The organism is Streptomyces sp. NPDC050121 (assembly GCF_044460385.1).
GTDB classification, from domain to species: Bacteria; Actinomycetota; Actinomycetes; order Streptomycetales; family Streptomycetaceae; genus Streptomyces; species Streptomyces soliscabiei.
The window spans coordinates 41,761-68,275 of sequence record NZ_JBITJV010000046.1; the positions used below are offsets into that span (position 1 = coordinate 41,761).

Genomic DNA, 26,515 nt, shown 5'->3' on the forward strand with positions numbered 1-26,515 from the left:
TCAGGGCGTTCGCCTTCCCGGCAATCTGGACAGTCATCTCCCCATGACCGACTTCTCCTCCCACAATCCCGACTGGTGGCGTCAGGCCGTCGTCTACCAGGTCTATCCGCGCAGCTTCGCGGACGCCGACGGCGACGGCCTCGGTGACCTGCGCGGTGTCACCGACCGGCTGCCCCACCTGGCCGCCCTCGGCGTGGACGCCCTCTGGCTCTCCCCGTTCTATCCGTCCGAGCTCGCCGACGGCGGCTACGACGTCGCCGACTACCGGGACGTCGACCCGCGGCTGGGCTCTCTCGCCGACTTCGACGCCCTCGCCGCCGAGGCCCACCGGCTCGGCCTGAAGGTGATCGTCGACCTCGTGCCGAACCACACCTCCCACCGGCATGTCTGGTTCCAGGAGGCGCTGGCCGCCGGCCCCGGCTCCCCGGCCCGCGACCGCTATGTCTTCCGGGACGGACGCGGCCCGAGCGGTGAACTCCCGCCCACCGACTGGCAGTCGGTCTTCGGCGGCAGCGCCTGGCAGCGCGTCCCCGACGGCCAGTGGTACCTGCACCTCTTCACCCGTGAGCAGCCCGACCTCAACTGGGGCCACGAGGAGGTCCGCGAGGACTTCCGCACCACACTGCGCTTCTGGTCCGACCGGGGCGTCGACGGCTTCCGCGTCGACGTCGCCCACGCCCTCGCCAAGGACCTCGCCCACCCCCTGCGCGACCTGGGCGACCCCGAACTCAGCGGCGAGCAGGCCCTCGTACACCTTCCGCCCGGCACCCACCCCTTCTACGACCGCGACGAGGTCCATGAGATCTACCGTGACTGGCGCCGCGTCCTCGACTCCTACACCCCGCCCCGCACGGCCGTCGCCGAGGCCTGGGTCCCGGGCGCCCGCCGCGCGCTGTACGCCCGCCCGGACGAACTCAACCAGGCCTTCAACTTCGAGTATTTACAGGCGAGTTGGGACGCCGAACAGATCCGGGCGGTCATCGCGGACTCCCTCGCCACCGCCCGGGCCGTCGGCGCCTCGGCGACCTGGGTCCTGTCCAACCACGACGTCGTCCGGCACCCCTCCCGCCTCATGCTCCCGCCGGGCACGGACCAGAACGCCTGGCTCCTCTCCGACGGCCGCGCCCCGCACGTCGACGAGCCGGCCGGCCTGCGCCGGGCCCGCGCGGCGACGCTGCTGATGCTGGCGCTGCCGGGTTCGTCGTACGTCTACCAGGGCGAGGAGTTGGGCCTGCCCGAGGTCGCCGACCTGCCGGTGGAGGTGCTGCAGGATCCGCTGTGGGAGCAGACGGGCCGCGCCAGCAAGGGCCGCGACGGGTGCCGGGTGCCGCTGCCGTGGACGACGACGGGGCCGTCGTACGGCTTCGGCGCGGCCGGCGCGTGGCTGCCGCAGCCCCTGTACTTCGCGCGGTACGCCGTCCAGGCGCAGGACGGCGTGGAGGGCTCCACGCTGGAGCTCTACCGCACGGCCCTGCGGCTGCGCCGCAAGCTGCTGGAGGGCGAGGAGCTCACCTGGGCGCTCGAAACCCCGCCGGGTGTGCTGTCCTTCGCGCGCTGCGACGGTTGGCGCTGCGTGACGAACCTGTCGGCCGCGCCGGTGCCGCTGCCGCCGGGGGAGGTGCTGCTGAGCAGCGCACCGCTGGCCGGCGACGGACGACTCGCCCCGGACACGACGGCCTGGCTGGCCTAGGACCTGTCCCGGGAAAAGGTCTCGCCCCCGGCCGATGCCGGCCGCGTCCCGCGAACTGGAAGTGAAACATTCCGCTACGGCCACCTCGTCGGTCCCCAGTGGAGGCACATGTTTCCTCGTGTGCCCGAATGCCTCTCTGGGGAGGACAGTTGCGCAAGAGACTCAACGGACCCGGCCGGGTCGTCATGGCAGCGGCGCTCGTGCTGGCCGCGGGAGTGGTCACCGCACTTCCGGCCACCGCCGCCGCGACCCCGTGGTCGGCCTTACCGACCGCAGGCGCCTCGCCCGGCGGCGGGTCGCCCGCCGGCCTCGGGAAGGCCGACGCCCCCGTGTCCCGCTGGATCACCCTGATCACGGGCGACCGGGTCGGTGTGAGCGCGGCGGGGCAGCCCGTGCGGATCGTGCCCGGCAAGGGGCGCGAGCACGTACCCGTCAGGATCGAGCGGACCAAGGACCACACCCTGGTCCTTCCGCTCGACGCCCAGCCGCTCATCGACAAGGGCCAGGTCGACGAGCGGCTGTTCGACCTCAGGGAGCTCAACGCCGCCGCGTACCGCAAGCACCAGAAGTCGGGCACCGGGCTGATCGTCAGCTACCGCGACGGCGCCGCGGGCAGCGCCCCGCTGAAGGCGGCCCGGAGCCTGAAGTCCGAGCTGCGGGAGGACGGCGGGACCACCGTGCGCCGCTCCCTCCCGTCGATCGACGCCGAGGCCGTCACCGTGTCCGACGCGTCCGCGCAGGACGTCTGGGAGACCCTGACCCGCCCGGCCGGCAAGGCCCTCGCCGGACAGCGCACCGCCGACCCCGGGCTGCGCCGGATCTCCCTCGACGGCATGCGCCGGGCGAGCCTCGACAAGAGCATGGCGCAGATCGGCGTGCCCGCCGCACGGCAGGCCGGCTACGACGGCACCGGCGTGCGGATCGCGGTCCTGGACACCGGGGTCGACGAGACGCACCCCGACCTGCGGGGCCGGCAGGAGGCCGAGCAGAACTTCTCCGCCTCGCCCGACACCAAGGACCGCTTCGGCCACGGCACCCATGTGGCGTCCACCGCGGCCGGCACGGGAGCGAAGTCCGGCGGCACGTACGAGGGCGTCGCCCCGGGCGCCCGCATCCTCGACGGGAAGGTGCTCGACGACGACGGGTACGGCAGTGACTCCGAGGTCGTCGCCGGCATGGAATGGGCTGCCGCCCAGCACGCCGACATCGTCAACCTCAGTCTGGGACACCAGGACATGCCCGGCATCGATTTGGTGGAAGAGGCCGTCAACCGGCTCTCGGCCGAGCAAGGCATCCTCTTCGTCGCCGCCTCCGGAAACAGCGGCCCGGACGCGCACACCGTCGAGTCGCCCGGGAGCGCCGAGCAGGCGCTGTCGGTGGGAGCGGTCGACGGCAGCGACGCCGTCGCCTCGTTCTCCGGCCGCGGCCCGGCCGCCGACGGCACGGTGATCAAGCCGGACATCACGGCGCCCGGCGTGGACATCACCGCCGCCGTCCCCTCCGGCAGCGTGCTCGCCGGACGGTACGGCGAGCAGCCGCCCGGATACACCACGCTCTCGGGAACGTCGATGGCCACCCCGCATGTCGCGGGCGCGGCGGCGCTGCTCAAGCAGGAGCATCCCGACTGGACGGGCGCGCGGTTGAAGGCGGCGCTCGTCGCCGCTGCCCGGCCGTCCGGCGCGGGCGCGCTCGCGGAGGGCGGCGGTCGTGTGGACGTCGCCGCGGCGATCGGGCAGACGGTTCTCGCCGAGCCCTCGTCGGTGGCGTTCGCCCGGCAGTCCTACCCGCACGCGGACGACACGCCGGTCACCCAGCAGATCACCTACCGCAACCTCGGCAGTGAGCCGGTCACCTTCGACCTGTCGGTGGCCGCGACGGGCCCCGACGGAAAGGCCGCCCCGGCGGACATGTTCGCGCTCGACGCGCGGCGGCTGACCGTCCCCGCGAACGGGACGGCCACGGTCGCCCTGACGGCCGACACCCGGCCCGGCGGCGACGTCAACGGCGTGTACACGGCGATCGTGAAGGCCACCGGCGCGGCCCAGACCGTCGAGACGACGGCGGCCGTCGAACGCGAGGTCGAGACATACGAGGTGACGGTCCGCCACCTCGGAACCGACGGCGAGCCGGCCACGACCGTCCACTGGCCCGGCCTCTACCTGCTCTCCGGTCTCGGCGTCGCAGGAGAGAACTACGCGAGCAGTCCCTCGAAGGGCTCCTACACGGTGCGCGTGCCGAAGGGGGACTACTACCTCGAGGCGATGATCTACGGTTCGGACGAGGTCCGGAGTCAGCTCACGGCGCCGCACTTCGAGGTCACGAAGGACACGACGGTCACGCTCGACGCCCGCACCGCGAAGCCCATCGACATCACCGGTCCCGATCCGGCCGCGGAACGCCAGGCCGCCGATGTGTACACCGAGCTCAACACCCCTGATTTCGGTTTCTCGACCGGCATGGCCGGCACCGACTTCTCGACCATCCGCACCGCACAGCTCGGCCCCGACTTCGCGGCCAAGGGCACCCTGTTCCAGGGCTTCGACGCGTTCGACGTCAACGGCACGAAGGAGTACCGCCTCTCCTACGGCGGCAGGACGACCCGGCTGGCCACGGGCTTCGAACGGCATCCGAAACCGGCGGACCTGGCGAAGATCGACGCCCGGCTGGGGGCCACGGTCCCCGGGAAACAGGGGATGCTCACCGCCCGACCGATCATCCCGGACGCCTTCGGCTCCATCTTCAGCCCGGGCGTCATGCGTCCGCTGCCCGTGGCGACGACGACGTACGCGACGACGGAGGCGAGCGCCGACTGGTCCACCGCGCTGGAGCAGTACGACGACAGCGGGAGCTACCCGGAGCTGTCGCACGGCACGGGCGTCCAGCGCTACGAGGCCGGCCAGTCCTACCGCCGTGACCTGGGCGTCGGAGTCTTCGGCCCCGCTCTGGAGACGCGCGAGAGCGAGGGTGTCACGCGCGACGGCGACCGGATCACGGGATGCCTCAGCCTCCTCAGGGACGGCACGGGCAACTGGAGTTCCGGGAACGACGACGCCGTCTCCGCCACGCTGTACCGCAACGGAGTCGAGGTCTCTTCCTCACCGAACCTCCTGGGCTGCTGGGAGGGCGTCACCGCCCCGGCGGACTCGGGTGACTTCAAGCTCACGGCGAAGGCCTCCCGCGGCGGCCCGGCGGCCGCGGCCACCGAGGTCGAGGCGACCTGGACCTTCGCCTCCGCCCACACCACGGGGGAGCAGGCACTGCCGATCTCGGTGGTCCGTTTCACCCCGCACCTCGACGGCGACTCGACGGTCCCCGCCGGGGCGGTCACCCGGGTGCCGGTGACGGTGGTCGGCGCGGCGGCCGGCGCGAACCTCAAGTCGCTCACCGTCGAGGTCAGTTACGACGGCACGACCTGGAAGAAAACGCCGGTCGGCAAGCTCGGGTTCTTCGTCCGCAACCCCGCGGCCGGTAAGAGCCTCTCGCTGCGCGCCACGGCGGTCGACAAGCAGGGCAACACCCTCACCCAGACGATCCACAACGCCTTCCGGGGCGATTGACCCCGAACAGCACAGGAGCGGGCCGGTCGACATCGCGTCGGCCGGCCCGCTCCGCCGTGCATGCGTGGGCCGATGCCCGGGCGGCTACCGGTTGTTGCCTGCCACCGCGGCGCCGAGGTCCAGGGGGGTGGAGGTGGGGTTCGGCGGCGGGGTGAGCACGATCAGCGGCTGACCGGCCGGCGGGACCGGCGGGGTCATGTCCGACTTGGGCAGCTTCGGCGGGGTCGTCTGGTTGAACAGCGTGGTGTCGAAGTCGACCAGGCCGGTCTTCTCCATCACCGTGATGTGGTCCAGGACGGTGTCGTTGGCCTGGTCGGCCAGGGCGCGTATCAGCGTGTTCTTCGTCGTCGAGCGGATCTTCGCGATGGTGTTGAAGATCGAACCGTGCGTCATGCGCAGGATGTTGGCGAAGTCGACGTCGAACTGCTTGCCCTGGTCCGCCTTGAGGGTGTTGACGAAGCCCTCCTGCTGCGGACTGGCCACGTTGGGGATCGTGATGTTCAACATCGGCGCGATCTTGCGGCAGGACTCGTCCAGCGCCGCGTGCCCGTCGATCAGGTGCTGACTGGCGGTGAGAACGCCCTTGCTCTGCCCCTTCTGCAGACCGATCTGCCCCACCGGGTACTCCCACAGACCGGCCGCCCGCACTGCCACCACGAAGGACCGGTCGCCTTCCGTCAACGGACCCCACTGGGTGTTGGCGATGATCCGGTCGGTCGACGTGGACACCGTGTCCAGGCCGAGCATCGATGGGTACGCGAGAGCGCCGAGCGTCAGTGCCAACGCGCCGCCCACGAAGAGAGTTCCCATCGCGTTCCGCGAAAGTTGCACCGTTCCTCCTGCCCGGTCGGGGAATCCGCCGAAGTGCCGTCGATGTGCCGTCGGTGTGCGTCACTTGGCGGGTCGGACAGAGAGAAATACGAACGCGAGCCGGTTCGGACTCATCCGGCCCGGTAAAAACTTCGCCGACGACGAATCGGCGGACAGCCGGGCGGATGGCCGGGCGAGGGGGCGGGGGATGGCAGCGAGGTTGATCGGTATCACGTACTACCCGGTGAAGGGCTGTGCGGGGACCCCGCTCACGGCGGCGACCCTGACGCGCACCGGCCTGCCGCACGACCGCACATACGCGATAGCCGATGAGAAGGGCGACCTGCGCTGGCAGTGGGGCGACCCCCGACTGGCGCTGATCACACCGGAGTTGACGGCCTCGGGCGAACTGATCCTGAAGGCGCCGGGCAGCCCGCCGGTGCAGGCGGGCTGCCCGGCGGACGACGGGGCGGTGAACGCCTGGCTGACCGACGTACTCGGCGTCCCGAGCACCCTGGTCCGCTCACCGGCGGGCAACGGCAACCGCGTGCATGTGGTCTCCCGCTCCAGCCTGGACGCCCTGAACCGCCGCATCCGCGAACGCGGAGCCGCCCCCGTCCCGCTGACCCGCTTCCGCCCCAACCTGGTGGTGGACGGCTGGGCCGCCCCGCACACGGAGAACAGCGCGGCGAGCCTTCGCATCGCCGACGCCGAACTCGCCTTCACGGAGGGCACGATCCGCTGCGCGGTCACCATGATCGACCAGTCCACCGGCCGCCGAGCGGGCCCGGAACCCCTGCGCACCCTCGCCGACCACCACCGCGCGGACGACGGCGGGGTCGTCTTCGGCGCGTACTTCGAGGTACGGCGGGAGGGCAGCGTGCGGCTGGGGGACGAGGTGCTGCTGTCGGCGGAGGGGGATCCGGGGCCTGCCGCCGGGTGCTAGGCGCCCTCGGCGTCCTTGAGGAGGCGGCGGGCCCGCAGGGCGCGGTTCATGGTGTGGATACGGATCGCGGTGAACAGGACGACGGCGGCGCCGAGGGCAGCCATCTTCCACTCGTCGTCCCGGACGGCAGCGTAGAAGAGGAAGCCGCTGAAGAGGACGCCGAAGGCCGTGAGCAGGGGCTCGCGCACCCAGAACGGCAGGAGGCGCAGCAGGGGACCGATCATCCGGACACTTCAGCAGGCGCGGCCCGTGTGTGCTGTGACGGAGGCCACAGTTCCGGGAGTTTCTGTGAGTTTCTGTGTGCGTCAAGTGAAGAACGTGTGTGAGGTGGCGGGGAGGGTGGGGGCGTGTGCGCTGCGACCCTGCGAGGGCGCAGGGCGTTGGTCCGAACGGATGACAGAGAAACCTTCCCGCTTCCGATCTGCGGATGAGAAACCTCGTGCGTCTCCGGCACTCCGTTGCCGCCGCCTGCGGCGCCCTCGCCACCCCCGCCCACGCCGCGACCGGCGACTTCGGGTACCAGGTCGTCGGGCTGAACGGGGAACCGATCTCGGTCGCCCTCCACGACCCGGCCAGCGGTGAGTGCGTCACGCTCGCCGAAGTCGCGGACCCGGACGCCTCCGAGCCCGCCTTCGCCCCGCACAACGACACCGACGAAACCGCGGTCGTCTTCACCGAGCCCGACTGCTCGGGCGACTCCTGGACGCTGCGCCCGCACGGTCGCCCCGCCACGGACCGCCTCAAGCTGCGCTCGGTCGTCTTCCTTCCGTGAGGACGCGGGCGAGAACGTGAACGTGAGAGCCCCCGTCCGGCTGCTTCGGCGCCAGCGGACGGGGGCTCTCACGTAGCTGGTAGGGCCACCTCGCGCATCGGGGGATTGTGGAGACGAGTGCCCCTGTGGGGGCGTGAACGGCTACTCAGACGAGCCGCTTGCGACCCCAGATGAAGAGGAACGCCACGACGCCGGCCGTCAGGGCGAACAGAATCGACGCGCCGAACCACTGCATACTGCTCATCTGCGATATGGGGATGTAGTCAATCGACGAGCCGACGATGTCCGCTTTCTTCATGCACAGCTGAGTCGCCTCCTCCGTCGACGTTTCCGCACACATGTTCAAGTCGAACAGTTTCCCGCTACCGCTGACATACGAGGTGTCGAGCACGTGCGCGGTGCGGGGCACCGACGACGGGAATGTGATCGGGGCACCGGGACTGACCGGCTTGGTGGTGGCCGTGACGATGTCGCCGAGCGACAGCTTGAAGTAGCCCCAGGCCGCCTGGACGGCGACGGTGAAGCCGAGGGTCACGACCATGGCCACCAGCGTGCGGCGCAGGATCACACCGATCAGCACCCCGCCGAACACGGAGAGGAGGGAGAGGGCGACGGGCACCGGGCCCGTGGTGTTGAAGAACTCCCTGGAGGTCCAGTCAAGGTCCACGTTCTGGGCCTTGATGGGGCTCCACCACCAGGCGAACACAGCCGACAGCGCGACCGTGGTCACCGTGACGACCAGCCCGGTCAGCGCCAGCTTCGTGGCGAGCCAGCGGTTGCGGCTCACGGACTGGGCGGCGATCAGCTTGGCCGTGCCGTTCTCCAGGTCGCCCGCGAGCAGCGGGGCGCCGAGGAGGACACCGAGCATGACGGGTATCGCCGTGAGACCGGTGGTGACGGTATTGAACGCGCCGATGTAGGGCGAGAGCTCCTTTTCCGCGTTGTCGAGGTTCTTGGCGGGAAAGCCGTAGGAGCTGAGGAAGTCCATCATCTGGCCGCGCTGGTAGACCATCCAGGCCACGCAGAGCACGGTGGCGGCGATCATGGTCCAGAACGCGGCCCGGTGCTGGCGCCAGACCAGCCAGGTCATACCGCTCAGGCGGGGACGCCGGGTGACCTGCGTGGTGGTCGCGTTCCCGGCCCCGTGCCTGGGTCCGTTCTTGGTTGCGTTCATGGTGCCGTTCATCGTCCGGTTCGCTGTCCCGTTCTTGCCGTCGGTCGAGGGGCGGGTGAAGGTGCTCATGCCGCCGCCGTCCCGGTGCCGAACGCCTGGCCCTGGACCTGGGCGGTGGGGGTGATCAGCGGTGGTGCGTCGGGTGAGCGGAGATAGGCGAGCAGGAGTTCCTCCATGCTCGGGGCGGCCACCTCCCAGGGGCCGGTGACCGGGCCCTCCGGGCGGATGAGCGCGGTGAACTGCCGTCCGCTGGTCCGGGCCTCGACGAGGGTGTGGTACCCGAGGGCGGCGGGCAGGCCCTCGCCCTCCCGGGCCCCGGTGACCACGGTGTGCACGGTCATCAGGTCGTCCACGTCACCGGCGAGGCGCACTCCGCCGCCGGAGACGACGACGAGGAAGTCGCACACGTTGTCGAGTTCGGCGAGGACGTGGGTGGACATCAGCACGGTGGTGCCGCGCTCGCCTGCCTCGGCGAGGAGGGTGCCCATGAGTTCGTGGCGCACGACCGGATCGAGGTCCGACATCGGCTCGTCGAGCAGCAGCAGGTCGGGGCGCTTGCCGAAGGCGAGGGCGACGGCGACGCGGGTGCGCTGGCCACCGGAGAGGGTGCCGATCTTCGCGTCGAAGGGCACGTTGCCCGCGCGGACGATGTCCTCGGCGGCGCGCTGGTCCCAGCCGGGGTTCAGCTCCCGCCCCAGCCGCAGGGTCTCCGCCACGGTGAAGCGACGGAACAGCGGCTTCTCCTGCGCCAGGAAGGCCGTACGCCGACCGGACTCCACCGCGCCCGGCGCCTGGCCGAACAGACTGAGCGAGCCCTGCGTCGGCTTCAGGACATGGGCCGCGAGGTTCAGCAGCGTGGTCTTGCCCGCCCCGTTGGGGCCCACCAGCCCGCAGATCCTGCCCGCCGGAAGCCGGAAGGTGCAGTCCCGCAGCGCCCAGCCCCGCCGGTAGCGCATCCCCAGTCCGTACGCCTCGAGCGCCGGCTCCCCCGCATACATGACGTCACTCACCTGTGCTCCTCGTTGTCGTGACCCCCGTGACCCCCGTGACCCCCGTGACCCCCGTGACCCCCGTGACCGCCGTGGTCCCGGTGGCGTACTGCTTCTCCAGTGCCGACGCGACCAGCGCGGCCACGTCCTCCTGCTCCAGACCGGCCCCGGCCGCCTTCGACATCCACGCCACCAGCTCCCCGTACAGCGGCGAGTCGGTGCCCGTCTCTGGGCGGCCCAACGTGCGGCGTACGAAGGTGCCCTGGCCCGGTCGCGGTTCGACCAGGCCCTCGCGCTCCAGCTCGCGGTACGCCTTGAGGGTGGTGTTCGGGTTGACCGCGCTCGTCTCGGAGACGTCCTTGGCGGTGGGCAGCCGGTCGCCCGGCGCCAGTACGCCCAGGCGCAGGGCCTGCTTGGTCTGCTGCACGATCTGCTGGAAGGCGGGGACCCCGCTCCGCCTGTCGATGCGGTACTCCACGGCCACCACTCCCTTCCATCATCATTCCACTATGTGATTAGTGGAATGATGATGGAAGGGAGTGACGGCAGTTGTCAACGGGATCCGGGAACGGGTCCGCAACGGTCACCGCGCGTATCCGGGTCCTGCTCGACGCGCCCGGGGTGCCAGAGTCATGCCGCAGACGCGGGGTGTGGCAGGCCTTCCCCCCGCTCACCGGCGGTGATCAGGCGCCGCTGCCGTCCTGCGGCTTGATCCGCCGGACAGGCCCTTGCCGGTTGACGGAAGGTTGACCAGTTCGCGGAAGAGTCCGGACCAAATCGCGGGCGAGTCCTGGTGAACCCCCGGCCTAGATTCGCTGCATGTCCATGCCACAGCGGCCCCATCAGCCCGCAAGGGCTGCCGCCATGCGTCCACTCCCCGTCCTGCCCTACCGCAAGCCCACCAAGGGCCGTGACTACTGGGTGATCGACGACGTCTTCCCCGAGGCCGACGTCGCCGCGATCCGCGAGCGCTGTCTCGCCAAGGACGACTGGGTCAAGGGACACCCGTACACGGCGGAGAGCTGGCCCGGACTGCGCACCATGCCGGGGCTGGAGCCGGGCGAACTCGGGCGCGTGGAGCGGCTGGTGAGGAAGGCGACGGGCGCGCAGAGACTGTGGGTGCAGCAGGCCCCCGGCGGCGGCACCCTCAACCACAACTGCATCCAGGTGGTCGGCGAGGGGGAGAGCTCGCCCCGGCCGCACTCCGACTCGCGTGCGCTGTGCAGGTACGCCGCCGTGCTGTACCTCAACCCGTCCGTGCCCAAGGACTGCGGGACCAGTTTCTACCGGCAGTCCCTGCCCGGCGGGCGGCTCGGCGGCAACGTCGTCCAGGCCCCGCACAACAACCTCGTCGAGGCCCTCGGCACCCGGTTCGTCGCGCCGGACGCCTTCGAGGAGGACGTACGCGTCCCCCACAAGTACAACCGGCTGCTCCTCTACAACGCCAACCTCATCCACAGCGCGACCGGTTACTCCGGCACCACGCTGGAGGAGAAGCGGATGACGGCCGTCTTCTTCTGGATGGCCTGAGCCCTCGGCTGTCAACGGCTGTCCCGCCGCCACACCCACACCCCTCCCACCCCACTGATCCCAGGCCGGCGCTCCGGACGCCACCGCCTTCCGCCCAGTCCGCGTCAGTACCGCACCGCCCGCGCCACCTCCGTCTTCACCTTGCCGGAGAGTGTGCGGTTGCTGCGGGCGGTGGCCGTGCCGGTCTTGCCGGCCTGGACGTCCGAGACGGTGACGAGGACCGTGTCGAGCCGGTTGCCCGCGGAGTCCGCGAAGTCGACCTGGACGGCGAAGGACTTCGTCGAGTCGGCGCTGTTGGTGACGGTGATCTCGACCGTGCTGCGGCCGCCGTCGGTGCCCGGCGTGCCGAGCTTCACATCGCCCTTGACGTCCGCCCCGCCCTTGATCGCGTCGAGCTCGCGGCCCACCTGCGCCGTCGCCGACGCGAAGGCCGACGACACCGACGAGGGGGTGTTGCCGTCCGAGCAGCCGGTGAGTGCGACGGCGCAGCAGATCGCCGCCGCCGTCAGCGACAGCACGCCCTTGATGCGCGGCATCGTGCCTCCTGTGATGGTTTCCCGGGCTCCTCCAGTGAAGGGGTCTTCGGCCCCGTCCGCATGCCGGCTCACCCGTACGGCGCACCCCCGTGGTGACCGCCCCCGCCCGGACAGAAGGTCGACAAAGGACAGCCGTCTATAGAAACGGGCAGCGCCATGAGCGACCAGACCCACTCCAACCCGTCGCCGTCGCACTCGCACTCGCACGCGCCCCCGGTCTGGGACCCGTCCCACCAGGGCACCGGCACGCCCGGCCGGACCTCGCCGCCGCCGGCCCACGCCGGACTGGCCGCCGGAGGGGTCCTCTTCGCGGGCGTGCTCATGTTCGTGAGCGGGATCCTCGCCGTCTTCCAGGGCATCGCCGCGATCTCCGACGACGACGTCTACGCCCGCGTCGGCGACTACGTCTACGAGATGAACCTGACCGGCTGGGGCTGGATCCTGCTGATCGTGGGCGCCGTGGCGGCGGTGACCGGTTGGGGGCTGCTCAAGGGGGCCGAGAGCGCCGAGTGGGCGCGGATCAGCGGCATCGTGCTGGCCTCACTGAGCCTGATCCTGCAGTTCCTGTTCCTGCCGTACGCGCCGGTCTGGGCGCTCGTCCAGATCGCCATCGACGTGTTCGTGATCTGGGCGCTGGCCGCACCGTCCGTAGCATGAGCCGGTGATCATCGACTGGGAACTGACGGGGCACGGCTGGGCGCGCTGCCGGTTGTCGGCCGCCGATGGACAGGAGGTCGGCCTCGTCTGCGGTTACCTCACGGACGCGCTGGCCGACCTGGTGGCGGCCGCGGGCGGTCTGTACGGGCCGGCGAGGGAGATCCGCTTCTTCTTCGACGACGAACCGACGGAACTGCGCTGGGTGTTGAGCCGCGGCGGGAGCGAGGAGGCGGACGACGTGGAGGTGACGGTGTACCGCTTCCCGGACGTGGCCGTGAGCCCCGACCTGCCCGACTCCGCGGGCACGGTCGTCTGGCGCTCCACGCAGTCCCGCCCGGATTTCGTCCACGCCGTGCTGGAGGCGGCGGAGGCCGTCCTCGCACGGTACGGCGAGGAGGGCTACCGCGAGCGCTGGGGCCGGTACGACTATCCGGTCGCCCTGGTCCAGGACCTGCGCCGACTGCACCTGCGCGACGACGCCTGCGGCGCGGCCCATGATCAGGGGGCGGCGGATGCTCCGGACGCCGATGGGACCGGTGGGGCCGATGGGACCGGTGGGGCCGGTGGGGTCGTTGGGGCAGATAGGGCGAATGGAGTTGGCGGGGCTGGCGGGGCCGGTGGAGCCGGCGGGGCCGGCGGGGCCGATGACACTGATGGGGTCGACGGGGGCGCGGACACGTCGACGGCCTTGCGGCGCAGCCAGGGCAGGGGCGGTACCGCGGAGCCGAAGTAGGGGGTGATCCGCACCTCGAAGTGGAGGTGTGGTCCGGTGACGTTGCCGGACGCGCCGGAGAGGCCGATCCGCTGACCGGCCGCCACGTGCGCGCCCCTGCGTACGTCGAGGCGGGACAGGTGGGCGTACTGCGTGAAGTAGCCGTCGCCGTGCCGGATCAGGACCTGGTTGCCGAAGCCGTCGCCGCAGGTCGTCGCGCGGACGGTGCCGGCGCCGACGGCGTACACGGGCGTACCGGAGTCCACGGCGAAGTCCTGGCCGGTGTGACGGTGGGCCCAGCGGGAGCCCTTGGCGGCGAACCCGGCGGAGAGCCAGTAGCGGCGGGTCGGGGCCGTCCAGTCCCGAACACGCTGCCCGGACGAGCGGGCGGCTGAGGGTGGGCGGCTGGGGTCGCCGAAGGGACAGTGGCCGTCCCGCCCGGAGGGATCGACGGCGACCGGGTCACCGAACTCCTTCGCCGTCGCCCGCAGCATGTCCCACAGGCCGGCGCGCAGCGCCTTGCGACGGCGTTCGGCGTCCTTGATCTGCGTGGGGAGCGCGTCGGCCTCCCGGAGCCGGTCGACCCGCTCGCGAGCCGCCTCGTGCGCGCGGATCGCACGGTCGGCGGTCGTGCCCGACCCGCCGCCCCCGCTTCCGCCCCGGCCGCCTCCGCCTCCGCTTCCGGCTCCGGCGGGCATGGCGGCGAGCAGGAGGAGGGCGAGGGCGAGGAAGACGGCCGTCCCGGTCGCGGTACGCAGACGCGCATGGTGTTCTCGTCCCATCGTGTGATGGTCGGCCAGGGTGGGACGGTCAGGGCGGCCACGCGCCCGAAGACGGCCGGGTTTCACCCACCCGGCCCCGTCGCCCCGGCCGCTGCCCCGCCCGCTGCCCCGCCCGTCGCGGAGCCCATCAGGGAGCGGTAGACGGCGGACGAGCGCGGATTGGCGGCGCATCTCCAGACACCGTGCGGGCAGTAGTCGCTGATGGTCTGGTAGAGCGGCCGGTTCTCGGCGAACCAGGTGAGCATGCCCCGTACGTACTCGGGGTCGTCGCCGTTGCGGTACAGCCCCCACTCGGGATACGACACCGGCTTGCCGTGCGCCCGCGCGAACCGCACATGGGCGGCGAGGCCGTACGGCTCGGCGATCTGCTCGTCGAAGGGCATGCCGTGGGGCTGGTCGTAGGCGTCCATGCCGACGACGTCGACGTACCGGTCGCCGGGGTAGCACGCGGTCCACGGCACGGCGTCCCGCCCCCGACTGGGCGTGAACTCGAACCGGAACCGCTGCCGCCCCCCGCCCACGGACCGCATGGCGTCGACGATCCGCGCCCAGTACCGCCGCCAGGCAGCCGGATCGGGCCCGCACCGATGGGTGTACGTGATCCCGTTCATCTCCCACCCCACCACCAGCACCGCATCGGGCACCCCGAGCGCGACGAGCCGCCGGGCCAGCGCGCGGAAATGCCCGTCGTAGTCGCCGCGGGCCCCCTTGCGCAGCTCCTCCCGCACGACCGCGTCGGACACCCGCTCCTCGGTCCGCTCCAGCATCGGCACGTTCAGCACGAACATCCGGTCGGCGCGCTGCCTCCGCCACCGCGCCCAGTACTCCAGATAGCCGGGCGCGCCCTCGATGTTGCTCCACCGGTCCCCCGGCAGATACGCGTGCCCGACCCGAGGCGTCGCAGCCCCCAGCCACTCGTCCAGCCCCGCGATCCGCCGTACCCCGTCGCCGTCGAACCCCACGTACGCCCCGAACGCCCCACCCGGCACCCCGACCCCCTTCCCCACGGGAACGCAGGCGGGCCCGACGAGCACAAGAAGGGCGGCGAGGAACGGCCCGAGCGCCACCCGAAGGGCACGCAGGGCGCGCAGGACGCGAAGGAATCGAAAGGCGCGAAAAAACCGAAGGGGGCGGACCACCGGCTCAGAATGACGCCACGCCCCCTCCCGCACCCCGAACTCACCGACGAACCACCCGGACCGGGGACGGCGAACGGCTGTCGCCCGCCCGGCAGCCTTCTCCGCTCATCCACGATCTGCGCAAGCACTGACGCCCGCTTCTTTTCCTCCTCAACAGGCAACCCACATAAGGCTTTTACATGTCTCACAGGGTGCTCACGGTTTCGGCCGGGACGTGTGGGGTGCGTCCGTGCAACTGCGGTCGGTTCTGTGGGCTGTCCAGTCCGATGCCCCTGACCAGGGCACTCGCAGACGAGGAACCGATGACCAGACAGCACCATCGCAAGGGCCTGCAGCGTGCGGCGTTCGCCGCGGGGGCCGCGCTCACCGTCGTCGCCGTCGCCGGGGCCGCTCCCGGAGCCGGCGCCGCGACGGCGAGCCCGCCCGGCACGCCGAAGCTCAAGCTGATCGCCGCGTCGAAGGCCGTGACCCTCGACCGGTACGAGGGGGAGGGGGGCGCCGGGGTCTACCTCGACCTCGGCACCTACGTCACCGTCGACAACGCTCCGCTGGAGCTGAAGGTGACCCGTAAGTCGTACAAGGACCCCGTCGTCGCCCAGCAGATCCTGCGCAACGGGACGAAGACGACGACGAAGACGCTGCCTGCGGGCACCGTCAAGGACTTCAGCGGGCTGCCCGGCTTCCTGGAGGTCTCCATCAAGAACGCGGCCGGGGTGGAGGTGCGCAAGACGCAGGGCAACTTCTGTCCCAACAACGCCTCCGGGCGACTGCGTCCGGACGCCCCGGCCACCTCGCACTATCCGGAGAGCTGCTCCACCAACCCCTTCACGCTCGGCTCCGTCTGGGGCGTCGAGAAGGGCTGGGCGTCCAACTCCTCCACCGTCGACTACGACAAGCCGGTGGACCTGCCCGTCGGCGAGTACACGGCCAAGGTGTCGGTCGCGAAGAAGTACCGGGACCTCTTCGGCATCCCGAACGACCAGCCCACCGTCAAGGTGACGGTGCGTCAGGAGAGTGACGGCGGAGGCGTCGGCCTGCGTTCCTCGACGTCCTCCCACGGCGCCCACGACATGGCCGGCATGAAGGACATGGAGGGCATGGAGGGTATGCAGGGCATGGCCGCCGGTCATCACTACGGCCCCCGTGGCGCCGACGCCCCCACGCCCTCCGCGCTCTCGCACGCCCTGGAGGCCCGCGGTCTCACCCACCTGGGCGACGGCGCCGGTCACACCGACGGCTCCCGGATCGCGCCGGCGCTGAAGGCCGCCGGCCAGCGGCCCACCGGCCGGGCGGGCGCTCCCGCCAACGTGCCCAAGCCCGACCTGCGTTCGCTGCCCGCCTGGGACATCGCGGTCACCGACGGCGAGGACGGCGACGTCCCCGGCAAGGACTACCTCGCCTTCAGCGCCAACGTCTGGAACGCCGGCCCCGCCCCCCTCGTGGTGGACGGCTTCCGCAAGCCCGGCGCCGAACTGATGGACTCCTACCAGTACTTCTACGACGCCAAGGGCAAGCAGGTCGGCTACGCGCCCGCCGGCACCATGGAGTGGGACCCGCGCATCGGCCACGAGCACTGGCACTTCACGGACTTCGCCAGCTACCGGCTGCTCGCCGCCGACCAGCACGAGATCGTCAAGAGCGGCAAGGAGGCGTTCTGCCTCGCCAACACGGACGCGATCGACTACACGGTGAAGAACGCCAACTGGCACCCGAACAACACCGATCTGTCGACGGCCTGCGGCGAGCAGAACTCCATCTCCGTGCGCGAGGTCCTCGACGTCGGCTCCGGTGACACGTACACCCAGTACCGGCCCGGCCAGTCCTTCGACATCACCGACCTGCCCAACGGCACCTACTACATCCAGGTCATCGCCAACCCGGCGAACCGCCTGCAGGAGGCCAACACCAAGAACAACGTCTCCCTGCGCAAGGTCGTCCTGGGCGGCACCCAGGGCGCCCGCAAGGTGACGGTCCCGCCGGTGGACCTGATCGACGCGCCGTAACCCGCCTTGCATCGGCGGAGCCGTCGCGGGCATGCGGACCATCCGCTGGACAGCCTCCGCTGGACAGCGGCGCCGACCTGCTGCGACGCTCCGCCGATGACGCTCGCCGACCTCCTCGCCTCCGTCGCCCTGACCGCCCGACTGGGCCCGGTGCACGTCGACGCCACGTCCTCGTAGCCGGGCTCGCGCGCCACGGTGCACTCGACGGACAGGGCGCGGACCCCGTCGGCCGGTGTCATACGCGTGCACCCCGACTCTCCGCGATGCGGTGCACGGCTGTCAGCGACTCGGACATCCGGGCCAGCAGATAACGGAGCTGGACGGTGGTGGAGCCCTTGTCTGCTAGCAAGTCGCCCGCGTGGCCCAGGAGTTCGACCGCCATGGCCAGTTGGACGCGCTCCATGTCGTCGGCGATCCGGGAGACGTGTCCGGTGCCGTCGCCGACGACGTATGCGGGGTTGCCCTCGGGGGTCGTCCAGGGGAGGAGGCGAGGAGCGTGGTGGGTCACCCGTTCTCTCCCGCACGGTGACCGAGGCACGCTCCGATGCCGAAGCCGAGCACCATCGGCGGGGGTGAGGGTGGCGGGGCCGGGGCCGGGGCCGGGGCCGGGGCCGGGGCCGGGGTCGTGGTCGGCAGTGGCGGAGGAGGGGCCGGTGTGGTCCGGGAGAAGCGTCGCAGCAACGCCGTGAGGCGACGGGGAAAGCGAATGCGGATGCGTGGATTCATGAGACAAGCGTCGGGTGCCTGAACGTACAGTTCCAGTACACGCAGCGTGACAAATGCCTTGTCACACAGGGGAGTTAGCTCATGGCCAACGCTTTCGGTGACTGGCTCAAGCAGCAACGCGAGTCGGCCGGCCTCACCCAGCAGGCACTCGCGGACCGTGCGGTGATGACCCGGACCCATATCGCCCACATCGAGGCGGGTCGACGGGTGCCTTCGGAGGACGACGCGAAGAGACTCGACAGGGCCTTGAACACGGGGAACGTGCTGTTCAGCTTCTTGCCCAAGAACGAGGACAGGGCGGTTGCGGAGCACTTCGAGGCGGCCCGACAGTTCGAGCAGCAGGCCGTCATGATCCGCGAGTTCGCGCCGTCATTCGTCCCCGGTCTGTTGCAGACCCGGTCGTACGCGGACGCGGTTCTGCGCACGGGCTTCCCTCGGCTGAGTGAATCAGAACGTGACAGGGCCGTTGTCACACGACTGGAGCGCGCTCACGTGCTAGAGGATCCGGTGACCCCCACACTGTGGGCGCTGCTGGACGAGTCCGTCATCCGACGGCCGGTCGGCGGTCCGACCGTCATGGCGGAGCAGCTCACGCACATCGCGGACCTCGCCGACAGTGAGCGCATCCGCCTCCACGTCATGCCGTTCGGTATGGGGGCCTACATGCTTCTCGGGGGAATGTTGGCGCTCATGTCGTTCGAGGATCAGCCCCCGGTGGCTTACGTGGAGGGCCTGTTCACGGGAAGGGTTGAGGACTCTCCATCCCTGGTCCGGCGGTATCAGAACACATACGATTTGGCATTGGGAGATGCCCTGCCCCAGAAGCAGTCACTGGAACTTCTGCGGGCCACAGCAGAGGAACACGGTCACCATGACAGCTGAGAACGCCATTCCCCGCGCCTCCGCGCTGAGCGCTTGGCGCAAGTCCAGCTACAGCGGCGCCGACCAGGGCAGCTGCGTCGAGGTCATCGACGACTACCCCGCCGCCGTCCCCGTTCGTGACTCCAAGACCCCGCACGGCCCCGCCCTCCTCATCCCGGCGGCCGGCTGGTCGGCTTTCGTCGAGGCGCTCAAGGCCGGGAAGTTGGCGGTATGACCGCGACGTGACGATGTGACAGAGCCCCTGTCACATCGTCATGTGAGAGCGCGGTTCGGGGGCGCGCGGAGGCACCCCTCGTGTGTCTTGCCCGGGGCAACCCTTCCGTTGCTTCGTTCGTCTCCTGAGTCGCCTGTGCTTTTCGGACGTATTCCTACACGCGTGTAGGGTTCCGACGTTCGGCGGTGACCAACGCCGACGATCCGAGCACGGTGTACGGGGTGACAACGGCCGAGGCGGAGGGCGAGCGCCGGTGAGCGGAACGAGAAGGCGTGGACGTACTCCAGTGGAGGCGACCGGCCGCGGGAACATCCGGGGGAACGGTCCCGCGGGCAGGGGCAGGGGGGCCGGACCGGGCAGGTCCGGCGGGACCCGGCTGACCCGGCGCGGGCGGATCCTCGCGTGGGGGGCCGGTGTGACGGCCGTCGTCGTCCTCGGCATCGGCGGGGTCGGCGCGTGGATCTACAACGACCTCAACAACAACATCAACTCGGCTGATGTGGACGACAAGTTGGGCGGCAACCGGCCGGTCAACCTGAGTCCCGGCTCCAAGAACATCATGATCGTCGGTTCCGACAGCCGTGACGGCGCGAACGCCAAGTACGGCAAGGATCTGACCACCATGCAGTCGGACACGCTGATGGTGCTGCACATACCGGCCGACCGTAAGTGGGCCTCGGTGGTGTCCTTCCCGCGTGACTCGTATGTGGAGATACCCAGTTGTGAGAAGGGCGACGGAAGGCCGTCCTCCCCGCACCACTTCAAGATCAACGAGGCGTTCGCGATCGGCGGCAGCAACGGCAAGGTCGGCGAGGCCGCCGCCTGCACCATCAAGACCGTCGAGTCCAACACCGGTCTGCGCATCGACCACTTCATGTCGGTCGACTTCTCCGGGTTCAAGGGCATGGTCGACGCGCTGGAGGGCATAGAGGTCTGCCCGAAGCAGGCCATCCACTCCGAGAAGGCCCGCCTGGACATGGAGGCCGGCTGCCAGACCGTCAAGGGCGAGAAGGCGCTCGGCTACGTCCGCGCCCGCTACGGCGTCGGCGACAACTCCGACATCGGGCGCATCGGCCGCCAGCAGGAGTTCATGGACGCCCTGGCGAAGAAGGCCAAGGCGAAGCTCACCAGCCCGAACGCCATGTACGGCTTCCTGCAGGCGATCACCAAGTCCCTCACGACCGACCCCGACATCGCCGGCATCCAGCCGCTGTACGGACTCGCCGACGAGCTCAAGGGCATCCCGAGCGACCGCCTCAGCTTCCTCACCGTGCCCAACTACGGGCGGGTCGCCGACAACCCGGCCGACAAGGCCAACGTCGTGTGGCAGTACCCGCAGGCGGCCGACCTGTTCACCTCCCTGGCCAAGGACAAGGAGGTCACCAAGCCGCAGTTGGAGGCGGCGAAGAAGAACGTGGTGTACGCCTCCAGCGTGCGCGTCCAGGTCCTCAACGGCACGGGCGTCTCGGGGCGCGCCGCCGCCGTCGCGGAGAAGCTGAAGGAAGCCGGCTACATCGTCACCGGCACGGGCAACGCGCCTCAGACGGTGGCCAAGTCGACCCTGACCTACCCGGCGGGCCTCGACGGCAAGGCCGCCGTCATCGCCTCCAGGCTGCCCAACGTGACGCCCACGGCGGACAGTTCGGCCGCTGCAGGGGTCGTCACCCTCGTCGTCGGGCAGGACTTGAAGGTCGAAGACGTCGCCTGACGATGCAGACCTGACGATGTAGACCTGACGATGTACATGGTCAATCGGACCCGCCGGATGGGGTAAGCTTGATCTTGAGCCGGTCACCAGAAAGAAAAACGGTGAACGACCTCTGCGTTGGTGGTCCAAGGAAAGACGCCCCGCTTCCTGCGGGGAAATGCAGGTGCAAGGCCTGCCCGGCGCTCCATCGAGAATGAGTCCCATCCCGTGTCAGACGGGGTGGGACTCGTTCGTTTGCGCCTTCGCACCGAGGGGGCTCGCGTCCGTCTCTCCGTCGAGGCGTCCCACGTCACGCGCCACCTGAGGCAGCTGGAGAAGTCCGGCTTCGTGGCCCGGATCCCGGACTCGGAGGACCGCAGGGCCCAGCTTGTCCGCCTCACCGAGGCCGGCCGGATCGCCGTGAACCGCATCCGGGACGCGGGCCTGCGGGGCATGCAGGCCGCCCTGTCGGACTGGACCCCGGCCGACCTGCGTCAACTGGGAACGCTCCTCGACCGCCTGGTCGACGACTTCGTGACGCACACGGAGATGTCACTGGCACGAACTGGTCGGTGCCAGCCGCGCGCAGCTCGTCCGTGATCCGTACCAGGCCGTCCACATCGCCCGCCACGAAGCCGTCCGCGAGCCGCAGCATCACGCGCAGATCGAGTTCGACGGCGGCACGGACACCGGCGAAGGTGCGGGCCGACGTGGTGAGCCCGTCGGCCGCCACGTACGTCACCAGTTGGTGCAGGTCTGGTCCAATCTCGTATACGTTCGGAGGGCGTCAGCCCGCGAGACGGCCCCTGGATCCTCCACCTCGCCGACTTGCGTGAGATGCACGTCACACGGTGCGGAATGAGATCCTCCGTGGCTGAAACCTTTCTGCAGCGCCCGCCGCCGCCTGGGCGCACCGATCGAAATCGCGAAAGCGGTTCGACATTTCGCACGCTGAAGCGGACTTAGCTCGCATTGCGGGCCGATCCCTAGATCACATACGAGACAGAATGTTTGACATTGTTGAACTGTGCTCGCCAATGTAAGACTTCTCGTGGTCGGACGCATGCGTTCCGTGACGAAAAAGTCCGGGATCAGAGAGCGGCCGACTTTCCTGCAGAGTCTCAGTGCCGAGACCTGTTCCAGCCCTCCTCGCGCTCATCGCGCCTGTGCATCTCTCGAGAAGCCGCGGCTCACGGCCGCGCGCCGGGGCGTCGGGGAAGGCCGTCACCAAAACGGCATGGGGGAGTCTTTGTCACCGCGCACTCGTCACACCGATGTCCTTGTCGTGGGTTCCGGGCCCGTGGGAGCCGCATTTGCCCGCACGTTGGTGGACTCAGGACGTGAGGTTCTCATGATCGACGCCGGGGCCCAGTTGTCCCCGCGTCCCGGAGAACACCTCAAGAACGCTTACATCTACCAGCACAACACGAACCTCTTCGCATCGATCATCCGGGGTCATCTGCATCTGCTGTCCGTACCCACCAGCGCCAGGGCCGAGCTGTCGGTCGATCCCGCGGCGACGCCTGAGCTGGGATCCAACCGGAGCAGCGCCCGCAACGCCGAGAACCCCGAGCAGGATCCGTACCGTAACCTCCCGGGCGCCGCGGCCTGCTACGCCGTCGGTGGCATGGGGACGCACTGGACGGGCGCCACCCCGCGGCCGCATCCCGAAATGGAGCGGTACAACGGCATCACGAACGCGGAGTGGAACGTTCTCTTCGACGAGGCCGAGCGCCTGCTGCGGGTGAGCGGGCGGGAGTTCGACGCGTCGATTCGGCAGCAGGTGGTCACCGGCGCCCTGAGCCGGGAGTTCTCCGAACTACCGGACGCCTACCCGGTCCAGAGTCTGCCGTTGGCCGCACGACGTCGTCACGACAACCCGCGCATGGTGCAGTGGACCGGGGTGGACGCCATCCTCCGGGCATCTCGCCGACGGGCACGAGCGGTTCCATCTGCTCCCCCAGCACCTGTGCACCAGGCTGGTGCTCGACGGGGACGGCGGCACGATCCAGTACGCCGAGGTGCGGGATCTGAACGAGTCCGAGACGGTACGCGTGGTGGCCAACAAATACGTCGTGGCCGCCGGCGCCGTCCTCACCCCCCAACTGCTGCACGCCTCCGGAATCCGGCCCGAGGCGCTGGGCCGTTACATGACCGAGCACCCGATGGCCTTCTGCCAGGTCGTCCTGCTGAAGGACCTGGTGGAAGGAATCCGCACGGACCGGCGATTCTCCGCTCAGGTCGATGGGCACACCCGGTTGTTCCCCGACGACGAACTCCCGATCCCGGTGGACGACCCGGAGCCCAACGTATGGATCCCGGTGTCGGAGAATCGGCCCTGGCATGCCCAGATCACCCGTGACGCCTTCCACTACGGCGACGTGCCACCCCACGTCGACGGCAGACTCATCGTCGACCTCCGCTGGTTCGGCATCGTCGATCCACGGCCGGACAACCGCATAACGTTCTCCGACACGCGAACCGACGTCATGGGAATGCCCCAGCCCACCTTCGACTTCACCCTCAGCTCCGACGACTCGGCACGTCAACACACCATGATGGCCGAGATGATGCGAGCGGCGACGGCCCTCGGCGGCTTCCTGCCGGGTTCCGAACCCCGGTTCACCGCCCCCGGACTGCCCCTGCACATCGCCGGCACCGTCCGCATGGGCACCGATCCCGCCACGAGCGTTGTGGACGCCAACTCGAAGGTGTGGGGGCTCGACAACCTCTACCTCGGCGGCAACGGCGTCATCCCCACCGGCACCGCGTGCAATCCGACGCTGACCAGCGTCGCCATGGCGCTCAAGGCAGCGCACCACTTGGCGGTCTCGCCCTATCCCCAGCACGCCCGAGGCCCTGCTCTCAGCGAGCCGGTCGCCGCCCAGGTCGGCTGATGCCAGGAGGCCGGTCTCGGCCGGCCTCCCCGGCCCGACCACTCACGCACCAGATCGGACGGCATGAGAATCTCCCTCCTCGCGCTCTCTCTGGGCGCCTTCGGAATCGGCACGACCGAATTCGCCATGATGGGGCTGCTCCCGGACATCGCCAAGGACTTCGACACCACCATTCCAGCAGCCGGCTACCTGATCTCCGCGTACGCCTTCGGCGTCGTGGTGGGCGCGCCGTTGCTGGCTGCCCTGTTCATCCGGGTCTCCTACCGGTCCGCACTGCTCGCCATGATGACGCTGTTCACGGTCGGGCATGCGTGCAGCGCGCTCGCCCCCAACTTCCCCGTGCTGCTGGCGACCCGCTTTTTCACGGCGCTGCAGCACGGTGCCTTCCTCGGGGTGGGAGCGGTCGTTGCAGCCACGCTCGTACCATCCGAGAAGCGTGCCCGGGCGGTGTCGTTCATGTTCGCCGGCCTCACCATCGCAAACATCGTCGGCGTCCCGCTCAGCCCACTGCTCGCCGAGCACCTGGGTTGGCGTTCCACCTTCTGGCTGCTGGCCGGCATCGGCGTGCTCTGTCTGCTGAGCGTCTGGCGCACGATCCCCGATCAGGGGCGCCCCGAGGGCGTCTCGTTCCGGCAGGAGATACGGGCGTTCCGCAACGGTCAGCTATGGCTGGCGCTCGCCACGACCGGACTGGGCTACGGCGGCGTCTTCACCGCCTACAGCTATGTCTCCCCGATCATCACCCACCTCACCGGATCCGGAACCACCGCGGTCGCCATCGTCATGTGCCTGTTCGGCGTCGGGATGACCACGGGAAACCACGTCGGCGGCCGGCTCGCCGACCGAAACCGCCGAGCGGCCCTCACCGGTTCGCTGACCGTCCTGGCACTGGCCCTGCTCACCCTCAGCGCCACAGCGCACAGCCTTACGGCTGCCGCAGCGACCATCCTCCTCATCGGCGCGGCCAGCTCCGCCGCCGTCCCCTCACTCCAGACCTGGGTCATGGATGAGGGCGGCGAGGCAGCGACCCTGACCTCCGCCTCCATTCACTCCGCCTTCAACATCGGCAACGCCGTCGGCGCGGCCCTCGGCGGAGCCGTCATCTCGGCCGGCCTCGGCTACGCCTCCCCCGGATGGGCCGGCGCGCTCATGGCCGCCGGAGCCCTGGGGTGCGCGCTCTGCGCACGTATGAGCCCGGTACGCGTACCTGCCCGCCAGGCGGCGTGAAGCACGCACCGGCATCACCGTCAGACACCAGAGCCATCAGGAGTCAGAGAGTGCAGTCCCAAGCCCCTGCTCACGAGTACCTTGAAGCACTCCTCAAGGAGGAAGCGGAACTCCAGTTCTCCTCCTTCGACAACGCCACCGCTTTCGCCCTCGGCCAGACCGCCGTGGACCGGGCCACCGCCGAGAACCTTCCCGTCGCCGTCCTGATCCGCCGCAACGGCCAGCGGATCTTCCAGGCGTCGCTGCCCGGAACGGGCGCCGACAACGACTCCTGGCTGGACCGCAAGAGCCGGCTGGTGGACCAACTCGCCCATAGCTCGTACTACATGCGCAACCTCGCCGCCGGCAAGGGCAGAACCGTGGCGGAGATGTACCACCTGGACAGCGCCCGCTACGCGGCGGACGGAGGCGCCTTCCCCATCACTCTCGCGGGAACCGGCGTCATCGGCACCATCGCGGTATCCGGACTCGACCAGAAGGAGGACCACTACTTCGCGGTCCGCATGGTGCGAGAGTTCCTGGAACGGACCAAGTGACGGAGCCGGCCCGCGGCGCGGCGCGCCCGTCGCACCGTGGGCCGGCCCCCTCGGAAAGCACCGGAAAGGACGAAGAACGGTGATGATCGAGACGGCCACGCAACCCGGACGCCGGGACGTGCCGAACCAGGATCTGATCATTACGGCGCCGGGCCTGGTGGTGTTGCTCGACGGAGCCGGAGGCCCCAGCGAGGACGGCGGGGGCTGTCGGCACGGGGTCGAGTGGCTCGTACGGCAGTTGGGCGGACGACTGGCCGCACGGGCCCTCACCGACGACAGCCCGCTTTCCGACATCCTGGCCCTGTCGATCGAGGAAGTCGCCGCACTGCACGCGACGACCTGCGACCTCCGGCATCCTGGCACGCCCTCCACGACCGTGGCCATGGCACGCCGTTCAGGTGACCGCGTCGAGCACCTCTCCGTACACGACTCCTCCTTGGTCTTCGCCCACGACGACGGTACGACCGATGTCATCAGCGACCGCAGGGTGGAGGGTCTGCCGGAGCTCCGGGAACTGTGGGCGGACATGAGCGGCTCGCCTCTTGGCTCACCAGCCCATGCCACGGCACGCAGGGCCTACATCGCAGCGGAGCTGGCCTACCGCAATTCCCCGGGAGGGTACTGGGTCGTGGGAGCGGATCCGCGGGCCGCCACCGAGGCCGTCACCGGCAGCGTGACTGTTTCCGGACTGCGTTCCGTATCCGCGTTCAGCGACGGCGTAGCCGACTACGTCGACCTCTATGCACTTGCCTCCTGGCCACAGGTCATCAGGACCCTGGACCGGACGGGGCCGCTCCACCTGATCGGGATCGTCAGGGCGGCCGAACGCCAGGACCCCCGTGGTCGGCGCTGGCCCCGCTTCAAGCAGCACGATGACGCAAGCATCGTGCATTGGAAGTTGGTCGCGTAGTAGGACCGTTGGGTCGAGGGGGGGGGGGGGGGGGGGGGGGGGGGGGGGGGGGGGGGGGGGGGGGGGGGGGGGGGGGGGGGGGGGGGGGGGGGGGGGGGGGGGGCGCGCGCGGGGGGCGGGGGGGGCGGGGGGGCGCCCG

General features: G+C 70.1%; 25 protein-coding genes and 2 pseudogenes. 16 read left to right on the forward strand and 11 right to left on the reverse strand.

Annotated elements, in window-relative coordinates:
- Positions 1-43: 43 nt before the first annotated feature.
- The gene (locus tag ACIBTS_RS42075; protein WP_399326236.1) at positions 44-1,690 is read left to right on the forward strand and encodes a glycoside hydrolase family 13 protein; all 1,647 of its coding nucleotides are present in this window, start codon (positions 44-46) and stop codon (positions 1,688-1,690) included.
- A gap of 149 nt (positions 1,691-1,839) precedes the next feature.
- Entirely contained in the window at positions 1,840-5,247 is a 3,408-nt protein-coding gene (locus ACIBTS_RS42080) for a S8 family peptidase (protein ID WP_399326238.1), read from the forward strand.
- Between the two features lie 84 nt (positions 5,248-5,331).
- Here the strand turns inward: ACIBTS_RS42080 and ACIBTS_RS42085 are convergent, their stop codons facing one another.
- On the reverse strand, positions 5,332-6,057 hold the full coding sequence (locus ACIBTS_RS42085; protein ID WP_399326275.1) for a DUF4142 domain-containing protein: 726 nt from the start codon (positions 6,055-6,057) through the stop codon (positions 5,332-5,334).
- Between the two features lie 208 nt (positions 6,058-6,265).
- Between ACIBTS_RS42085 and ACIBTS_RS42090 the strand changes: the two genes are divergently transcribed.
- Positions 6,266-7,003 (forward strand): MOSC domain-containing protein, encoded by a 738-nt coding sequence (locus ACIBTS_RS42090; RefSeq protein WP_399326240.1) that lies wholly within the window; start codon positions 6,266-6,268, stop codon positions 7,001-7,003.
- On the opposite strand, the gene ACIBTS_RS42095 is transcribed toward ACIBTS_RS42090, so the two are convergent.
- Positions 7,000-7,227, reverse strand: coding sequence for a hypothetical protein (locus tag ACIBTS_RS42095; protein WP_079661063.1), 228 nt, complete (start codon positions 7,225-7,227; stop codon positions 7,000-7,002). The two genes, ACIBTS_RS42090 and ACIBTS_RS42095, sit on opposite strands and share 4 nt — an antisense overlap.
- 203 nt (positions 7,228-7,430) lie before the next feature.
- Between ACIBTS_RS42095 and ACIBTS_RS42100 the strand changes: the two genes are divergently transcribed.
- On the forward strand, positions 7,431-7,775 hold the full coding sequence (locus ACIBTS_RS42100) for a hypothetical protein (RefSeq protein WP_399326242.1): 345 nt from the start codon (positions 7,431-7,433) through the stop codon (positions 7,773-7,775).
- A 145-nt stretch (positions 7,776-7,920) separates the two neighbouring features.
- On the opposite strand, the gene ACIBTS_RS42105 is transcribed toward ACIBTS_RS42100, so the two are convergent.
- From ACIBTS_RS42105 to ACIBTS_RS42115, 3 genes are read right to left on the reverse strand one after another with little or no spacing between them, the layout of a single operon-like run.
- Positions 7,921-9,018 carry an ABC transporter gene (locus ACIBTS_RS42105; protein WP_399326244.1) on the reverse strand — a complete coding sequence of 366 codons (1,098 nt, stop codon included), beginning with the start codon at positions 9,016-9,018 and terminating at the stop codon, positions 7,921-7,923.
- Complete coding sequence (locus ACIBTS_RS42110) at positions 9,015-9,947, reverse strand: ABC transporter ATP-binding protein (protein ID WP_399326277.1); 933 nt, start codon at positions 9,945-9,947, stop codon at positions 9,015-9,017. Before ACIBTS_RS42110 ends, ACIBTS_RS42105 begins: the two co-directional genes overlap by 4 nt.
- Before the next feature lie 4 nt (positions 9,948-9,951).
- Positions 9,952-10,425 carry a GntR family transcriptional regulator gene (locus ACIBTS_RS42115; protein WP_399326247.1) on the reverse strand — a complete coding sequence of 158 codons (474 nt, stop codon included), beginning with the start codon at positions 10,423-10,425 and terminating at the stop codon, positions 9,952-9,954.
- Positions 10,426-10,757: 332 nt separating this feature from the next.
- On the opposite strand from ACIBTS_RS42115, the gene ACIBTS_RS42120 reads away from it, so the two are divergent.
- Positions 10,758-11,468 carry a DUF6445 family protein gene (locus tag ACIBTS_RS42120; protein WP_399326249.1) on the forward strand — a complete coding sequence of 237 codons (711 nt, stop codon included), beginning with the start codon at positions 10,758-10,760 and terminating at the stop codon, positions 11,466-11,468.
- 104 nt (positions 11,469-11,572) lie between these two features.
- Here ACIBTS_RS42120 and ACIBTS_RS42125 read toward each other — a convergent pair whose 3' ends face one another.
- Positions 11,573-12,004 carry an FxLYD domain-containing protein gene (locus ACIBTS_RS42125; RefSeq protein WP_319675735.1) on the reverse strand — a complete coding sequence of 144 codons (432 nt, stop codon included), beginning with the start codon at positions 12,002-12,004 and terminating at the stop codon, positions 11,573-11,575.
- 156 nt (positions 12,005-12,160) lie between these two features.
- On the opposite strand from ACIBTS_RS42125, the gene ACIBTS_RS42130 reads away from it, so the two are divergent.
- Positions 12,161-12,661 carry a hypothetical protein gene (locus tag ACIBTS_RS42130; RefSeq protein WP_399326251.1) on the forward strand — a complete coding sequence of 167 codons (501 nt, stop codon included), beginning with the start codon at positions 12,161-12,163 and terminating at the stop codon, positions 12,659-12,661.
- Between the two features lie 93 nt (positions 12,662-12,754).
- On the opposite strand, the gene ACIBTS_RS42135 is transcribed toward ACIBTS_RS42130, so the two are convergent.
- The 3 genes from ACIBTS_RS42135 to ACIBTS_RS42145 form a co-directional block, all read right to left on the reverse strand.
- On the reverse strand, positions 12,755-12,985 hold the full coding sequence (locus ACIBTS_RS42135) for a hypothetical protein (protein WP_399326253.1): 231 nt from the start codon (positions 12,983-12,985) through the stop codon (positions 12,755-12,757).
- 174 nt (positions 12,986-13,159) lie between these two features.
- A complete protein-coding gene (locus ACIBTS_RS42140; RefSeq protein ID WP_399326255.1) occupies positions 13,160-14,155 on the reverse strand; it encodes a M23 family metallopeptidase in 996 nt (331 codons plus the stop codon).
- Between the two features lie 62 nt (positions 14,156-14,217).
- Positions 14,218-15,237, reverse strand: a complete 1,020-nt coding sequence (locus ACIBTS_RS42145; RefSeq protein WP_399326278.1) for a glycoside hydrolase family 26 protein — start codon at positions 15,235-15,237, stop codon at positions 14,218-14,220.
- A gap of 359 nt (positions 15,238-15,596) precedes the next feature.
- Here ACIBTS_RS42145 and ACIBTS_RS42150 point away from each other — a divergent pair, with 359 nt between their 5' ends.
- On the forward strand, positions 15,597-17,297 hold the full coding sequence (locus tag ACIBTS_RS42150; RefSeq protein WP_399326257.1) for a lysyl oxidase family protein: 1,701 nt from the start codon (positions 15,597-15,599) through the stop codon (positions 17,295-17,297).
- A gap of 235 nt (positions 17,298-17,532) precedes the next feature.
- On the opposite strand, the gene ACIBTS_RS42155 is transcribed toward ACIBTS_RS42150, so the two are convergent.
- Positions 17,533-17,805: a hypothetical protein gene (locus tag ACIBTS_RS42155; RefSeq protein ID WP_399326259.1), complete on the reverse strand. Its 273-nt coding sequence runs from the start codon at positions 17,803-17,805 to the stop codon at positions 17,533-17,535.
- Positions 17,806-18,104: 299 nt separating this feature from the next.
- On the opposite strand from ACIBTS_RS42155, the gene ACIBTS_RS42160 reads away from it, so the two are divergent.
- The 4 genes from ACIBTS_RS42160 to ACIBTS_RS42175 all read left to right on the forward strand — a co-directional run bounded on the left by ACIBTS_RS42160 (position 18,105) and on the right by ACIBTS_RS42175 (position 21,406).
- Positions 18,105-18,905: a Scr1 family TA system antitoxin-like transcriptional regulator gene (locus ACIBTS_RS42160; RefSeq protein ID WP_399326261.1), complete on the forward strand. Its 801-nt coding sequence runs from the start codon at positions 18,105-18,107 to the stop codon at positions 18,903-18,905.
- On the forward strand, positions 18,895-19,119 hold the full coding sequence (locus ACIBTS_RS42165; RefSeq protein WP_399326263.1) for a DUF397 domain-containing protein: 225 nt from the start codon (positions 18,895-18,897) through the stop codon (positions 19,117-19,119). Before ACIBTS_RS42160 ends, ACIBTS_RS42165 begins: the two co-directional genes overlap by 11 nt.
- 415 nt (positions 19,120-19,534) lie before the next feature.
- Positions 19,535-20,827, forward strand: coding sequence for an LCP family protein (locus tag ACIBTS_RS42170; protein WP_399326265.1), 1,293 nt, complete (start codon positions 19,535-19,537; stop codon positions 20,825-20,827).
- A gap of 219 nt (positions 20,828-21,046) precedes the next feature.
- Positions 21,047-21,406 (forward strand): MarR family transcriptional regulator, encoded by a 360-nt coding sequence (locus ACIBTS_RS42175; protein ID WP_399326280.1) that lies wholly within the window; start codon positions 21,047-21,049, stop codon positions 21,404-21,406.
- Here the strand turns inward: ACIBTS_RS42175 and ACIBTS_RS42180 are convergent.
- Positions 21,366-21,569 (reverse strand): annotated as a pseudogene (locus ACIBTS_RS42180) (copper homeostasis protein CutC); the annotation flags it as partial. The gene ACIBTS_RS42175 and the pseudogene ACIBTS_RS42180 sit on opposite strands and share 41 nt — an antisense overlap.
- A gap of 474 nt (positions 21,570-22,043) precedes the next feature.
- On the opposite strand from ACIBTS_RS42180, the pseudogene ACIBTS_RS42185 reads away from it, so the two are divergent.
- The 5 genes and pseudogenes from ACIBTS_RS42185 to ACIBTS_RS42205 form a co-directional block, all read left to right on the forward strand.
- Positions 22,044-22,142 (forward strand): annotated as a pseudogene (locus ACIBTS_RS42185) (hypothetical protein); the annotation flags it as partial.
- A gap of 646 nt (positions 22,143-22,788) precedes the next feature.
- Positions 22,789-23,703 carry a GMC oxidoreductase gene (locus ACIBTS_RS42190; protein WP_399326267.1) on the forward strand — a complete coding sequence of 305 codons (915 nt, stop codon included), beginning with the start codon at positions 22,789-22,791 and terminating at the stop codon, positions 23,701-23,703.
- Positions 23,704-23,766: 63 nt separating this feature from the next.
- Positions 23,767-24,930 carry an MFS transporter gene (locus ACIBTS_RS42195; protein WP_399326269.1) on the forward strand — a complete coding sequence of 388 codons (1,164 nt, stop codon included), beginning with the start codon at positions 23,767-23,769 and terminating at the stop codon, positions 24,928-24,930.
- A 50-nt stretch (positions 24,931-24,980) separates the two neighbouring features.
- Positions 24,981-25,466, forward strand: coding sequence for a heme-degrading domain-containing protein (locus ACIBTS_RS42200; RefSeq protein ID WP_399326271.1), 486 nt, complete (start codon positions 24,981-24,983; stop codon positions 25,464-25,466).
- Between the two features lie 82 nt (positions 25,467-25,548).
- Positions 25,549-26,376 carry a protein phosphatase 2C domain-containing protein gene (locus tag ACIBTS_RS42205; RefSeq protein ID WP_399326273.1) on the forward strand — a complete coding sequence of 276 codons (828 nt, stop codon included), beginning with the start codon at positions 25,549-25,551 and terminating at the stop codon, positions 26,374-26,376.
- Positions 26,377-26,515: the final 139 nt, after the last annotated feature.